The following is a 13952-nucleotide window of genomic DNA, read 5'->3' as shown; positions in this document are numbered from 1 at the left end:
AATTGGTAGACGCGCTAGCTTCAGGTGCTAGTATCCTCACGGGTGTGGAAGTTCGAGTCTTCTCCTGGGCACCACTGATAAATCAATCAGTCAAGTTTTTACATTATTCTGAATAAGAAGTCAGTATAATAGTCCACAGAGAGGTGGATGAGTGGTTTAAGTCGCACGCCTGGAAAGCGTGTATACGTGAATAGCGTATCGAGGGTTCGAATCCCTTCCTCTCTGCCAGATACTAAAGACACCAGCTAACGGTGTCTTTTTTCATATCTGCCCTTCTTAAAAATATTACACCACACTTTTATTTCTATTACCCTCTAATCAGAAACCTGCCACTCATTCTTATCTTATACTAAACCTTAATGATTAAAGGCCGTCTGAAAGTTTTCAGACGGCCTCTCTTAAAACCTACCAAATCCCAAACCATTGTTTATCAGACTGCTTTTTATTGCCGTTCTGCTGCTCGTAGTTTTGACGGCGAAATTGCCAAGGCGATTGCGGATTGTCTTTTTTCCATAAACCTTTACGTTTTTCCTTGGCTTGTTTTTGTGCGGCCGAATAGTCAGTGTAAGCGGTTTTACTTTGTTGTTTTTTGGCATAACTTTCATAATGCCATGCGGCGCCATCCCGTATTTGCATCAAATTTAGGTCAATCGTGCCGACTGATACTTGGGCAACTTCACGCTGGTAACGGTCGGCTTCAAACACGCGGACTTTGGCTTTTTTATTCAATGCTGCATCAATCAGATTGTCTCGTGATTGCGTACCATAAGCCTGGTTGATTTCCGGCGCATCGATATAGGCCATACGGATTTTGTGTTTCCTGCCGTCGCTATCGATAATGTGCATGGTATCGCCATCATGGATTTTGATGATTTTTCCGTTGTATGTGTAGGATTGCCTCGATGACTTTTGTTTTTGTTCCGATTTGGGTTTAGCTTCGGCTTTGGTGTCAGATGTGGCCTTGACGACATTTTCTCCTAACCATTCATTGACCTTTTCCAAACCGATATTGTCGCCTTGTGCCAATGTTGCGGCAACGCTTACCCCTGTACGAATCAACTCGGTATCGCGTGAGCTGTAACCAAGCGCGCCCAAAACGGATAAAACAACGGGCAACCATTTTATAATTTTACTGATTTGCATATTTTGCCAAATTGAAGGCCGTCTGAAAGACCTAATGCACTTTCAGACGGCCTTTAAGATTGATTAATCTTCATTAATCCTGACAAGGCAGGATGACTTTTGCGCCTTCTGCCGTACCTAAAACCAACACATCGGCGGCATCGCGGGCAAAAATACCGTTTTCAAGTACGCCGGTAATTTTGTTGATTTCGTCTTCCATTTTCAGGGCTTGATCGATATTGAGGCCATGAACATCAACGATTTGATTTCCATAGAAAGTAGTATAACCAACACGCAACTCAGGCTGTCCGCCCATGGCAAGCAGTTTGCGTGACACCAGCGAACGGGCATTTTCAACCACTTCTACCGGCAATGGAAATTTGCCCAAACGGGAAACATATTTGCTTTCATCGGCGATACAAACAAATTTATCGGATGCGCTGGCCACGATTTTTTCGTTCAAATGCGCACCGCCGCCGCCTTTAATCATTTGCAGCGCGTGGTTGACTTCATCTGCGCCGTCAACATAAACCGCCAAACCCATCACTTCATTCAGTGAAACTTCTGGAATCTCGTATTTTGCCAAAAGCTCGCTGGATTTTTTAGAAGTAGACACGGCACCCTTAATTTTCTTACCGCTTTTACCCAAAGCTTCGATAAAGAAGTTGATGGTAGAGCCGGTACCGATACCGATGTATTCGTTTTCAGGAACAAATTCCACCGCTTTTTCGGCGGCAATACGTTTGAGTTCGTCTTGAGTTGCCATGTTGTCAGTCTTTCAGTTTGAATAATAAAGTAATTTTAAGCTCTCAGGCTTTAATCAGCAATACTGCCGCTTGCGCTTCAATGGCTTCCATACGCCCCAGATAGCCAAGTTTTTCGTTGGTTTTACCTTTGATGTTCACGCAGTTTTCAGGTAAACCCAAATCTGCGGCAATATTGGCGCGCATTGCCGGAATATGTGGCGCAAGTTTTGGCTTTTGCGCAATCACGGTCGTATCGACATTAACCACCTTCCAACCCAACTCCTGCACGCTTTGATAAGCCTCGCGCAATAGCACACGGCTGTCGGCATCTTTGAATTCGGCAGCGGTATCAGGAAAATGGCTGCCGATATCGCCCAAACCGGCCGCACCCAACAGGGCATCGGTAATCGCATGCAAAAGCGCATCGGCATCTGAATGACCCAGCAATCCTTTTTCAAACGGAATGTTGACGCCGCCGAGTATCAAATCTCGACCTTCGACCAACTGATGGACATCGTAGCCCTGTCCGACACGGATATTCATGTTTGTTTCCTTAAATAATGGGTTTTGATTGTTCAGACGGCCTTGAGCAACAATCTGACAATGTATTCGTCTTGCGGCAGTGTCAATTTCAAATTGCGCGTATCGCCCTGCACCAAGCGCGGCCGGATACCCAGTTTTTCAACTGCTGATGCTTCATCCGTAATTTCACTTAAATCATCAACCGATAAAGCACGGTGTAACAAGGCCGTCTGAAAAAGCTGCGGCGTTTGCGCCTGCCATAATCCTGCGCGCGCAACGGTTTCATCAATATGATGACTGCCGTCTGAGCGCTTGAGCGTATCAGCCACCGGTATGGCCAAAATACCGCCTTCATCATTCTCACTCGCCTCATCAAGCAAACGTGTTAACGCTTCAGCAGGCAGGCAACAGCGCGCGGCATCATGAACCAAAATGTTATCTTGCGCCTCGACCAAACCTTGCTCCAATAAAACGGACACGCCATTGCGTACCGTTTCGGCACGACTTGCTCCGCCCACTCGAAAGACGCGTACTTTCTCAGACAGGGCCGTCTGAAAAACCAAATCTTCCGGCGAAAGAATAACAGCAATTAAATCTATGCGGGGGTGTTGCTCAAAAATTTCTATGGTATGTTGCAATACGGTTTTACCATTGATTTCAACATATTGTTTAGGTTTTCCTGCACCAAATCGCGCACCGATACCGGCAGCAGGAATCAAAGCGATATTGCGGCGCATCATGCTGACGCTCCGGCATTGACCTCATCAGGCGTTTCGGCCTTGCGCCATACACACGCTTCGCCCAAATCGTCCAAATATTTTTCATGTGTCGCCAACTCGTCCGCATTGGCTTTGATGACTTTCAACTGCGACGTATGTTTGGTTTCCGCAATAACGGTTTGTTTGACTTCGCCCTCTTCTTCCGCCTCGCCACCCATCAGGTCGAACTGCTGACGCGTCATGGCAAGATAGACTTCACCCAAAAGCTCGCAGTCGATTAGCGCGCCGTGCAAGACCCGTTTGCTGCGGTCAACGGAAAAGCGGTTACATAACGCATCCAAGCTTGCCTTTTGCCCCGGAAACATTTCACGCGCCATAGCCAGCGTGTCGGTGACTTTACAACCCAGTTCCTCAATAGAAGGCTGTCCCATGCGGCGGAATTCCATATTCAGGAAGCCGACGTCAAACTTAGCATTATGGATAATCAGCTCTGCGCCACGTATAAAGTCGGCAATCTGTTTACCTACTTGAGCAAACGGCGGTGCATTCTTCGCTTCCAATACTTCAATCGTCAGACCATGCACCTTCGCCGCTTCCTCCGGCATATCGCGCTCGGGGTGGACATATAAATGAAGGTTGGAGTCGGTCATTTGGCGGTTGATCATTTCCAAGCCGGCAAATTCGACCAGACGGTCGCCGTTTTCAGGATAAAGACCCGTGGTTTCCGTATCGAGGATAATCTGACGTTGGCTCATGGTTGGTAGTTTCTGCAATTATCAAAACGCCTTGAATCATACTGAAGGCCGTCTGAAATGTATAGTCAGCAAAACTTTAGCTGCTTTTGAAATACCCTTTTATAGCTAGATCTTTTCAGATGACCTTTATTCTTTTTTCATCCAATGGCCATCTATTACTCCAATTTTGAGTAGAAAGCCCAATTTCTAAAAAATTTTTTAAATTTAATTTCTTTAATAATTAATACTTTACTTATAAATTAAATAATAGGAACAATTATCATTTGCAAATTTAGAAAATCGCCGTATAATACAACCCATCGAAACAAAACAACCGCACAACAGAATGAAAGGAGAAGAAAATGCCCGAAAGTATTTTTAAGCAAGTCTCCCTTGACATTCTGAGACTGCACCAACAAGCCATCCGCTCTTTAATCGCCACCAAATGTTGCGATGAGTGCGAAGTACACGACGCAGTATTCATTACTTTAGATGGCCGATATTATGTTTGGCTCCCTTGTATGGGCAAATCGCCCCAATCAGAAACCGGCATCCTGCTGATTGAAGATGAAGACGGCAATACACGCTTGAGCTGGGTTGCCGGTACACGCGAAGTCAAGCAAAAAGACAGTCTGTACAACCGCGTTGTGTCCGCCCTGCAAAGAAAAATGCAGCGCACGAAAAACAAGTTTATCCAGTCGGCAAACGCCCGATTGCTTGAACTTACGCCTCAGCAAGGCCGTCTGACGACAAATAGCAAAGATTTCTCGCTTTCACCACATGACTTGATGAAAGCACTTTATCCGGCAACACATCAAATAGGAGAATTTGCCCTGTAACAGTTTTTGGTAGTGGTTTGTGTTCCTTTTGCGCCCCTTAAAATTTTAAAGGGGCGATTTTTTTTGCCCCTACTTTTCAGACGGCCTAAACATCGGTTTTCCAGTACAATAAAGGCCGTCTGAACATTTCCTACTTTTCAACCATGCAACTGCTCAAATACATCCAATCACAAGGCCTCGGCAGCCGCAAGCAATGCCAATGGCTGATAGACAATGACTGCATTGCCATCAACGGCGAAATCCATAATCGTGCCAAAGACGATATCGATCCGTCTCAAGTGTACACCCTGTCTGTTGACGGCGAAGAAATTGCCGCCGTCCCCATGCCATATTTTTATATCCTGCTTCATAAGCCTGCAGATTACGAGACTTCGCACAAACCCCAGCAATATCCAAGCATCTTCAGCCTGTTTCCCGACCACATGCGCAATATCGATATGCAGGCAGTCGGTCGCTTGGATGCAGACACAACCGGCATTATTCTTATTACCAACGACGGGCAATTTAACCACCGAGTTACCTCGCCCAAACACAAAGTTCCGAAGCTCTACCGCGTCACTTTGAAACATCCTGCCGACGATACCCTTTGCACTACACTGAAAAACGGCGTCCTCCTGCATGACGATAATGAAACCGTTGCCGCAGCCGAAGCAGTATTGGCCGATCCAACCACATTGATGATGACCATTACCGAGGGTAAATACCATCAGGTCAAACGCATGGTTGCAGCCGCAGGCAACCGTGTCGAGCAGCTCCATCGTGAGAAATTCGGCGACTGGAATGTCGATGATTTGGCCGCCGGAGAATGGAAATTTATCCAGATCTAAAAAAATTCCAAATTTTTTCGATAAATTTTTAAACAATATGGATTTTTTATTTATTTAAAATCAAACATCTAAACCTTATTATTTTTTATTTAACAGAATTTAACACTAGAGGGACTGAACTATTGTATAATTCGCCTGTCTGAGTAACACTTGCTTCGAAAGAAGTGAGTAAGTGAGTAAGACGTTTTCCCCGTAATGTGTTTGGCCATCTATACTTTCCCCTTAGTATAGATGGTTTTTTTTATCTAAAATTTGGCAATCAAGCGGGCGTACTTTCAGACGGCCTTTCTCATCTAAAGAAGCCATCATTTCAAAACCTCATCTCCAGTCATTAACTTGCCATTATCCCTTTTCTCTTTCTCGTCTCTTCCGCATCAGTCTGTGCCGTTCCAATTTAAGGAAAATCGTTTTATAGAAAGAAAACCGATCGGAGACTATCCAAGCTAAGGTTACAGGATGTTATTTAGACAGCCTTAGATAAATACCATCTTTAATTGCCGACATATTCGAAAGCACACCTTAGTGCTATCCAATCTCCTCACAACACCCCTTTCCCATATCCCACTTTTCAGACGGCCTTTATCGTTACAGCTCTTTCAATCATTCATATCGTTTCAGCCAAATTCTCTGTTTGCAGGTTTCAACACCAAGCAAACCAGAGGAACTCACTAAAAATTATTCATTACATAGTTTTTTTAACTAATTTTCTTTTCCGACTTTAGTCAAGATTCGTTAAATCTTTGCGGTAAAATGTTGTCTTTATTTTTATGCATCTGAGTATTTATGTCTTCCAATCAACCCCGTCAAACCTGGTCCAACCGTTTGACTTACATCCTTACTGTTGCCGGCGCGACTGTCGGCTTTGGCGCAACATGGCGTTTCCCGTATTTGGTCGGTGAAAACGGCGGCGGCGCGTATGTGTTTCTGTTCTGTATCGCCATGCTGATCATCGGTATTCCGATGATTTTGGTGGAAAACGTCATCGGCCGCCGTAAAGGCGTGAACGCGCTGGATGCGTTTGGCGGCACAATGAATGGCAAACCCGTTGCCAAAGTTTGGAAATTGGTAGGCTGGATGGGCCTGCTCGGCGCATTCGGCATCATGGCCTATTACATGGTGCTCGGCGGCTGGGTTATCAGCTACATCATCAATATCATCGGCGGCAATTTAGACATTTCCAGCCCGGTTTCCGGAGAAGTCACCAAAAGCTTCTTTACCGAACACATCGAAAACAGCCCTTGGGAAATTGCTTTCTACACCTTCCTATTTGTGGTTGTGAACCAGTGGATCTTGGTAAAAGGCGTGATCGGCGGTATTGAAAAAGCGGCAAAATACCTGATGCCTTTGCTGTTTTTATTCCTGATTGCCATGGTTGTGCGCAACGTTACCCTGCCGGGTGCAATGGAAGGTATTACCTTCTATCTGAAACCTGATTTCAGCAAAATTACAGCCGAACTGTTCGTCTTCGTTTTGGGTCAAGTATTCTTCGCCTTGAGCTTGGGTTTCGGCGTGATGATTACGTTATCCAGCTATCTGGATAAAAACGAAAATCTGGTTCAGACGGCCGTGATTACCGCGATTACCAACACTTTGATTGCCGTGTTGGCCGGCTTTATGATTTTCCCTTCCCTCTTCAGTTTTGGCGTTGCCCCTAACTCCGGCCCGACGCTGGTATTCCAAAGCCTGCCGATCGTGTTCTCCAATATGTGGGCAGGCCCAGTGTTTGCAGTGATTTTCTTCTCACTGCTTCTGATTGCCGCGCTGACCACTTCTCTGACCATTTATGAAGTGTTGATTACAACCATTCAGGAGAAAACCAAAATCCGCCGCGCAGCCGCGATTACCATCGTACTGGCAGGTATTTTTATCTTCGGCAATATCCCGTCCATCTTGAGCTACGGCCCTTGGAAAGATATTTCCGTGTTTGGTAAAAACATTTTCGATGCCTTTGACTATATCAGCGGCAACATCCTGTTTATGCTGACCGCGCTTGGCTCTGCCTTGTTTGTCGGCTTCGTGATGAAAGATGAAGCGAAGGAGGAGTTGCTCTACAAAGGCAACCATACCACTGTCAATATTTGGTTTGCCTATGTGAAATACCTCGTGCCGTTGGTGATTCTGCTGATTTTCATCAGCAACCTGTTCTGATAAGCAAACATATAAAAAGGCCGTCTGAAATGTTCAGACGGCCTTTGATTTTTTACTATGCCTTATTCAGCCCAGTTTTTCTTCTTACTGGTTTTACCGATACCTGGATTGAAGCTGTTGGTCGGGTCAAGTTTTTTATAGAACTGTTTCAGTTCAGGCTTGGCTTCATACAGATGACCGACGTTGTGCTCGGCAGGATATTGCGCGCCGCGTTGGTCAAGCAAGTGGAGCATTTCATGTTCCAAGGCCATGCAGTCGTTGCCTTTTTTAATGATGTAGTCCTGATGGAACACATGACACATAAAATGTCCGTAATACAATTTATGGATGATTTTATTGTCAATTTCCGGCGGCAGTGTTTCAAACCAATCACGATCATCACGGCGCAAGGCGATATCGAGTGCAACCAAATCCTCTACTTCATCATCATGTACAGAACGGTAACGGATCGCGGCAGAAGCCACAGCAAAGCGATGCAGCATGGCCGCCTGCGTTTCTTCGGCATTACATTCGAAGAATGCCCCGCCATGGGTTGCAAAATATTCCTTCAAGAAAGCACGCGCCTCTTCTACGCCCTCGCCACCCATTTTTAAAATCAGGTGATGTTCATATTTATCCCGATAGTTGCGCATAGACTTCGGCAAGTGATCGGGCAAAATCTTACTGATCAGTTGCATGAATTTATCAGAGAAGTGTTTTGGTAAGAAACTTATCTTTTTGCTGAATCTATCAACACGGGCTTTCAGATCAAACAGTTTCGGAAGTTGGTGGGTACCGAACGTCTTGATGATATAAAAAGTATCTTTACCATAAACGGCAGCAATATCAAAAGCATGACGATGGATATACTCACCGGAAATAGGCAGGTTTTTAAACTCACTCAAAGCAGCACGACGAATATCGGTTAACTCATTAATATCATTTGTACCGATATAGAAAACGGCAGTCTGTTTTTCTTGTGGGAACGTATCCAAGCGTACGGCAAACACCATCAGCTTGCCCGCGCAACCTGATGCTTCGTAGTGACGCGCAGGGTCGGCATTAAAACGGGCGGCAGTCGGTTCATTCACTTGGCGGACATGATCGCAGTATGCATGGTCATGCCCTTTGCCGGCATCTTGCGTAATGTCTTTTCGCTGATAATGGAAACCTTGCAAGTTGGTCAAAATTTCTTCAGGGGTTTCGCCCAAATCAATGCCCAAATGGTTGACCAGCTCCAGTTTGCCCTCTTCGTTGATTTGTGCAAACAGAGCCATTTCCGTATAAGCCGGGCCACGCTGTACCAATGCACCGCCGGAGTTATTACATACACCACCCAATACAGATGCGCCGATACAGGACGAACCGATTACAGAGTGCGGCTCACGGCCTAAAGGTTTCAGCAGCAGCTCCAGTTGATTCAAGGTAGAACCGGGCAGGCAGACAACCTGTTCGTTATTGTTGATCGGCTGAATGATGTTCAGACGCATGGTATTCACAATCACGATATCGCGGTCATAATCATTGCCATCAGGAGTCGAGCCGCCGGTCAGACCGGTATTGGCAGCCTGCGTAATCACGATAACATCAGCCTCAACACATGCCTGCAAAATTTTCCACATTTCCAACACCGTACCCGGACGGATAACTGCTAGCGCCTTGCCTTCGCCAAAACGATAGCCTTGACGGTATTGTTCGGTTTTCGCCGGGTCTGTGATGATATATTTTTCACCGACGGTTTGCGTCAGCCGGCTGATTAATTGCGTAGCATTCATTGCATACTCCTTGAGAGATTAATATATTTATTAAATTGTAAGCATTGTAGTAATCCGTTCCATCAAAGTAAAGGCGAAACCCGTTTTTTAAACTCATCTTTTAAATAAACAAAAGGCCGTCTGAAAATTTCAGACGGCCTTTTGTTTCAAGCTTGAATAATCAGATTATTCGGCTGTTTTCTCTTCGCGAGCAGGAGCTTCCAGCAAAGCTTTGATAGACAGGCGCACGCGGCCGCGATCGTCTACTTCCAATGCTTTCACGTTTACAACCTGACCTACTTGCAGATAGTCGCTGACATTGCGTACGCGCTCGTGGGCGATTTGGCTGATGTGTACCAAACCGTCTTTGCCCGGCATCACGCTGACAATCGCGCCAACGTTGTTGTCGAGGATTTTAACCACAGTACCTTCGTACACTTTGCCCACTTCCACTTCGGCGGTGATTTCTTCGATGCGTTTTTTCGCCGCATCGCCTGCTTCTTGAGTAGTCGCAGCGATAGTGATGGTACCGTCTTCAGCGATGTTGATTTCAGTACCGGTTTCAGCAGTAATCGAACGAATGGTTTCACCGCCTTTACCAATCACATCACGGATTTTGTCTTGGTTGATTTTCATGGTGAACAAGCGTGGCGCGTGTGCAGACAGCTCTTGTGGACCTGCAACGGCGGCTTTCATCTGATCCAAGATGTGCAAACGTGCTTCTTTGGCTTGAGCCAAAGCGATTTGCATGATTTCTTTGGTAATACCTTGGATTTTGATGTCCATTTGCAGCGCGGTCACACCTTCGGTTGTACCAGCTACTTTAAAGTCCATATCGCCCAAGTGATCTTCATCGCCCAAGATGTCGGTCAGGACTGCAAATTTGTTGTTGTCCAAAATCAGACCCATGGCGATACCGGCAACGTGTGCTTTCAAAGGCACACCGGCAGACAACAGGCTCAAGCAGCCGCCGCAGACGGAAGCCATAGAGGAAGAGCCGTTGGATTCGGTAATTTCAGAAACCACGCGCATGGTGTAGCTGAAATCTTCAGGTTCCGGCAATACGGCCAACAATGCACGTTTAGCCAAGCGGCCGTGACCGATTTCACGACGTTTTGGTGCACCTACGCGACCCACTTCACCGGTAGAGTATGGTGGGAAGTTGTAGTGCAGCATGAAGCGGTCGGTGTATTCGCCGGACAGTGCATCAATGATCTGCTCGTCGCGTGAAGTGCCCAAAGTTGCAACCGCCAAAGCTTGGGTTTCGCCACGGGTAAACAGTGCAGAACCGTGAGTGCGCGGCAATACGCCGGTTTGAATGTTCAACGGACGAACAGTGCGGGTGTCGCGACCGTCGATACGCGGTTGGCCGTCCAAAATTTGGCTGCGGACGACATCGGCTTCCAAATGTTTGAAAATACCTTTGATTTCGTTGGCTGCCAAAGTGTCGGTTTCTTCGGTGATCAACGCTTCTTTTACAGCATTCCAAGCTTCGTCCAATTTGGCAGAACGCGCTTGTTTTTGACGGATTTTGAACGCTTCTTTAATGGTTTCGCCGGCAATTTCGCGTACTTTGGCAACCAATTCTTCATTGGTTTCAGGAGCTTTCCAATCCCAAACTTCTGGGTTGACTTCGTCGGCAAACTCATTGATGGCATTAATGGCCACTTGCATTTGATCGTGACCGTAAACAACCGCACCCAACATTACTTCTTCAGACAAGATGTCGGCTTCGGATTCCACCATCAACACGGCTTTAGAAGTACCGGCAACAACCAAGTCCAATTGTGATTTAGCCAATTCGGCTTTAGTCGGGTTCAGAACGTACACGCCGTTTACATAACCCACGCGTGCCGCACCAATCGGACCAGCAAACGGTACACCGCTCAACACCAGCGCGGCAGATGCACCCAACATTGCAGGAATGTCAGAATCAATTTCAGGGTCAACAGACACCACCATCGCTACGATTTGGATGTCGTGGTAGAAACCTTCGGGGAACAGAGGACGAATCGGACGGTCGATCAGACGGCTGGTCAGGATTTCTTTTTCGCTTTGTTTGCCTTCGCGTTTGAAGAAACCGCCGGGGATTTTACCTGCTGCGTAAGTACGCTCGAGGTAATCGACAGTCAGAGGGAAGAAGTCTTGGCCTTCTTTCACTTCTTTGTTGGTGGTAACGGCAACCAAAACAACGGTATCGCCCATGGATACTTTAACGGCAGCTGCGGCTTGGCGAGCGATTTCGCCGGTTTCCAAAGTAACGGTTTGATTACCGTATTGGAAGGTCTTAACGTGTTTATTGAACATTATTGTTCCTTTCAAAATACCGCACTGCTAAAACACTAATAATGCACACTAAAATCCGAATGTGCATAGTTAGGGTTTCAGACCGTGCGGCAGGTTATAAACAAGCTTTCAGACGGCCTTTAAGACGCTGAAAACAACTCTCGATTATAAAGGCAACCATCCTTAAAATCCAGTATTTATACAATGAAAAGGCCGTCTGAAACATATCCTTTTCAGACGGCCTTCAAACTTAAAAATCAATCCTGAGTCAGCAAAGTCAATGCTTCCTGATATTTTTCGACTGTTTTCTGAATTACATCGGCGGGCACTTTAGGCGCAGGCGCTTTTTTGTTCCAACCGCTTTGCTCCAACCAGTCGCGGACAAACTGCTTGTCAAAAGACGGCGGGTTGGTACCGACTTTGTATTGGTCTGCAGGCCAAAAACGACTGGAGTCAGGCGTTAATACTTCATCCATCAAAGTCAACGCACCTTCTTCATCCAAACCAAATTCAAACTTGGTATCACAAATGATAATACCGCGGGATTTCGCATATTCAGCCGCTTCTGTATAAAGCTGAATCGCTTTGGCGCGCACTTCCGCCGCCAATTCTTTTCCGATAATGCGTTCGCATTCTTCAAAGCTGATGTTTTCATCATGATCGCCAACTGCGGCTTTGGTCGATGGCGTAAAAATCACTTCAGGCAGTTGTTGCGCTTCCTGCATACCTTCAGGCAGTTGAATGCCGCAGACAGAACCGGTTTTTTGATAATCTTTCCAACCGCTGCCTGCCAGATAACCACGCACAATGGCCTCCACTTTCACCGGAGTGAGTTTTTTAGCCACGACGGCGCGTTTCTCCAAAGCTTTAGCTTCGTTTTCAGGCAAAACATCGTAAACCGTCTGACCGGTAAAATGGTTAGGCATGATATGAGCCAGTTTTTTAAACCAAAAATTGGAAATCTGCGTCAGAATCTCTCCTTTACCCGGAATCGGATCATCCAAAATCACATCGAATGCAGACAGACGGTCGGAAGCAACCATCAACATACGTTTATCGTCAATTTCGTACAAATCGCGGACTTTGCCGGAGTAGATTTTTTTCAAGCTGATTTCAGACATTTCGGGTATCTCTTAGGTAGACAGAAGAATGCAGTATTTTAGCCCAATTTGGAATTTTTCGTCAGATTGTTTACAAAATAAAGGCCGTCTGAAACCTTATAGCTCGGTTTCAGACGGCCTTAGACTTTGATTTTAGGGATAAATCCTAAAAACTATCATCCTATCAGATGGCAGGAGCCTGAGTCTGATCTTGGATTTGGTTCACAGCAGACAGAGAGTAGTAGTCGCCGTGGCCGGTTACTTGGTAAGTGCTACCGTCAGCAAACTTGAAGTTTTCAACTTTGTGATCGTTACCGGTGAACCAGTCATCGATGGTGATGCTGTCGTTAGTACCGACAGAAACAGTCAGGTTAGCACCAGATTTGCTCAGCAATACGTCGGAAGCTGCAACGCCTTTACCGAACAACAGGGTGTCATTACCACTTTCTTCACGGATGGTGTCATGACCGTAACCTTTGTCGAAGAAGTAAGTGTCGTTACCGGTACCGCCGATCAGGATGTCGTTGCCGACACCGCCGTCGAGGTAGTCGTTACCGTCTTTACCAACCAGACAGTCGTCGCCGGCCAAACCGTACAGATGGTTGTTGCCGCCGTTACCTTCGATGTTGTTGTTCAAAGAGTTACCGGTACCGTTCAGGTTTTGCATACCTTGCAAAATCAGGTTTTCAACGTGATCGGTCAGGGTGTAGTCGATAACGGTACGAACAGTATCGATACCGGCTTGTGCATTGCCGTACTCGATAACTTGGTCGTTGGCATTGTCAACGAAGTAAACATCGTTACCGTCGCCACCGCGCATGATGTCAGCACCTGAACCACCGTTCAGGTAGTCGTTACCGGCACCACCTTGCAGGTAGTCTTTACCTTCTTCACCGTACAGAGAGTCACCGTCAGCATCACCGTAAATGGTGTCGTTACCAGCACCGGCGTAGATTACGTCTGTGCCATTGCCGCCGTAAATGATGTCTTCGCAAGCAGTACCATAAATGGTATCTTTAGCATCAGTACCGCGGATAACGTTGCCGTCTTTGCAGTCTTCAGCTCTGATGACATTACCTGGGTTTTTGTCTTCGTGACCGTATGAGTTGTTTTGGTTATGGTCGTCAACACAGTCTTTGCAGTCTGGCTCTGGCTTAGGCTCAGGTTTTGGTTCTG

General features: G+C 46.3%; 12 protein-coding genes and 2 tRNA genes (1 of these 14 only partly in view). 5 read left to right on the top strand and 9 right to left on the bottom strand.

All coding sequences use genetic code 11. The features are described 5' to 3' along the window. Positions 1-74: transfer RNA gene (locus HMPREF2560_RS11345), tRNA-Leu, on the top strand (it extends 132 nt beyond the left edge of the window). Between the two features lie 63 nt (positions 75-137). Beyond that, positions 138-228, top strand: a tRNA-Ser gene (locus HMPREF2560_RS07165). Positions 229-405: 177 nt separating this feature from the next. Here the strand turns inward: HMPREF2560_RS07165 and HMPREF2560_RS07160 are convergent. The 5 genes from HMPREF2560_RS07160 to dnaQ all read right to left on the bottom strand — a co-directional run bounded on the left by HMPREF2560_RS07160 (position 406) and on the right by dnaQ (position 3864). Continuing rightward, the gene (locus HMPREF2560_RS07160; protein WP_070608282.1) at positions 406-1143 is read right to left on the bottom strand and encodes a thermonuclease family protein; all 738 of its coding nucleotides are present in this window, start codon (positions 1141-1143) and stop codon (positions 406-408) included. Between the two features lie 73 nt (positions 1144-1216). Beyond that, on the bottom strand, positions 1217-1888 hold the full coding sequence (gene rpiA / locus HMPREF2560_RS07155; protein ID WP_003679072.1) for a ribose-5-phosphate isomerase RpiA: 672 nt from the start codon (positions 1886-1888) through the stop codon (positions 1217-1219). Positions 1889-1931: 43 nt separating this feature from the next. Continuing rightward, entirely contained in the window at positions 1932-2411 is a 480-nt protein-coding gene (ispF, locus tag HMPREF2560_RS07150; protein WP_070608281.1) for a 2-C-methyl-D-erythritol 2,4-cyclodiphosphate synthase, read from the bottom strand. A gap of 32 nt (positions 2412-2443) precedes the next feature. Then, positions 2444-3130 carry a 2-C-methyl-D-erythritol 4-phosphate cytidylyltransferase gene (ispD, locus tag HMPREF2560_RS07145; protein ID WP_070608280.1) on the bottom strand — a complete coding sequence of 229 codons (687 nt, stop codon included), beginning with the start codon at positions 3128-3130 and terminating at the stop codon, positions 2444-2446. After that, positions 3127-3864, bottom strand: coding sequence for a DNA polymerase III subunit epsilon (gene dnaQ, locus HMPREF2560_RS07140; RefSeq protein WP_070608279.1), 738 nt, complete (start codon positions 3862-3864; stop codon positions 3127-3129). The genes ispD and dnaQ overlap by 4 nt, the downstream gene beginning before the upstream one ends. Before the next feature lie 341 nt (positions 3865-4205). Here dnaQ and HMPREF2560_RS07135 point away from each other — a divergent pair, with 341 nt between their 5' ends. The 3 genes from HMPREF2560_RS07135 to HMPREF2560_RS07125 all read left to right on the top strand — a co-directional run bounded on the left by HMPREF2560_RS07135 (position 4206) and on the right by HMPREF2560_RS07125 (position 7657). Then, on the top strand, positions 4206-4682 hold the full coding sequence (locus tag HMPREF2560_RS07135; RefSeq protein ID WP_003683363.1) for an NGO0322 family iron-responsive protein: 477 nt from the start codon (positions 4206-4208) through the stop codon (positions 4680-4682). Between the two features lie 143 nt (positions 4683-4825). After that, complete coding sequence (locus HMPREF2560_RS07130) at positions 4826-5509, top strand: 16S rRNA pseudouridine(516) synthase (RefSeq protein WP_070608278.1); 684 nt, start codon at positions 4826-4828, stop codon at positions 5507-5509. A 783-nt stretch (positions 5510-6292) separates the two neighbouring features. Next, entirely contained in the window at positions 6293-7657 is a 1365-nt protein-coding gene (locus tag HMPREF2560_RS07125) for a sodium-dependent transporter (protein ID WP_070734806.1), read from the top strand. Between the two features lie 62 nt (positions 7658-7719). Here HMPREF2560_RS07125 and dld read toward each other — a convergent pair whose 3' ends face one another. From dld to HMPREF2560_RS07105, 4 genes are all read right to left on the bottom strand, one after another. Next, on the bottom strand, positions 7720-9411 hold the full coding sequence (gene dld, locus HMPREF2560_RS07120) for a D-lactate dehydrogenase (protein WP_070608276.1): 1692 nt from the start codon (positions 9409-9411) through the stop codon (positions 7720-7722). 165 nt (positions 9412-9576) lie between these two features. After that, positions 9577-11697, bottom strand: coding sequence for a polyribonucleotide nucleotidyltransferase (gene pnp / locus HMPREF2560_RS07115; protein ID WP_070608275.1), 2121 nt, complete (start codon positions 11695-11697; stop codon positions 9577-9579). A gap of 236 nt (positions 11698-11933) precedes the next feature. Continuing rightward, positions 11934-12797 carry a phosphoribosylaminoimidazolesuccinocarboxamide synthase gene (locus tag HMPREF2560_RS07110; RefSeq protein ID WP_070873796.1) on the bottom strand — a complete coding sequence of 288 codons (864 nt, stop codon included), beginning with the start codon at positions 12795-12797 and terminating at the stop codon, positions 11934-11936. Positions 12798-12960: 163 nt separating this feature from the next. Next, positions 12961-13952: calcium-binding protein (locus HMPREF2560_RS07105; RefSeq protein WP_283132708.1), on the bottom strand; the 992-nt coding region annotated here is incomplete at its 5' end.

The organism is Neisseria sp. HMSC078H04 (assembly GCF_001838135.1).
Classification (GTDB): Bacteria; Pseudomonadota; Gammaproteobacteria; order Burkholderiales; family Neisseriaceae; genus Neisseria.
The sequence above is the reverse complement of the archived record's forward strand: the minus strand, read 5'-3'. Positions and strand labels throughout refer to the sequence as shown.

Coding starts and splice junctions, on each gene's coding strand:
- HMPREF2560_RS07160 (WP_070608282.1), bottom strand. CDS start 1,143: ATGCAAATCAGTAAAATTATAAAATGGTTGCCCGTTGTTTTATCCGTT.
- ispF (WP_070608281.1), bottom strand. CDS start 2,411: ATGAATATCCGTGTCGGACAGGGCTACGATGTCCATCAGTTGGTCGAA.
- HMPREF2560_RS07110 (WP_070873796.1), bottom strand. CDS start 12,797: ATGTCTGAAATCAGCTTGAAAAAAATCTACTCCGGCAAAGTCCGCGAT.
- pnp (WP_070608275.1), bottom strand. CDS start 11,697: ATGTTCAATAAACACGTTAAGACCTTCCAATACGGTAATCAAACCGTT.
- rpiA (WP_003679072.1), bottom strand. CDS start 1,888: ATGGCAACTCAAGACGAACTCAAACGTATTGCCGCCGAAAAAGCGGTG.
- HMPREF2560_RS07130 (WP_070608278.1), top strand. CDS start 4,826: ATGCAACTGCTCAAATACATCCAATCACAAGGCCTCGGCAGCCGCAAG.
- ispD (WP_070608280.1), bottom strand. CDS start 3,130: ATGATGCGCCGCAATATCGCTTTGATTCCTGCTGCCGGTATCGGTGCG.
- dld (WP_070608276.1), bottom strand. CDS start 9,411: ATGAATGCTACGCAATTAATCAGCCGGCTGACGCAAACCGTCGGTGAA.
- HMPREF2560_RS07135 (WP_003683363.1), top strand. CDS start 4,206: ATGCCCGAAAGTATTTTTAAGCAAGTCTCCCTTGACATTCTGAGACTG.
- dnaQ (WP_070608279.1), bottom strand. CDS start 3,864: ATGAGCCAACGTCAGATTATCCTCGATACGGAAACCACGGGTCTTTAT.
- HMPREF2560_RS07125 (WP_070734806.1), top strand. CDS start 6,293: ATGTCTTCCAATCAACCCCGTCAAACCTGGTCCAACCGTTTGACTTAC.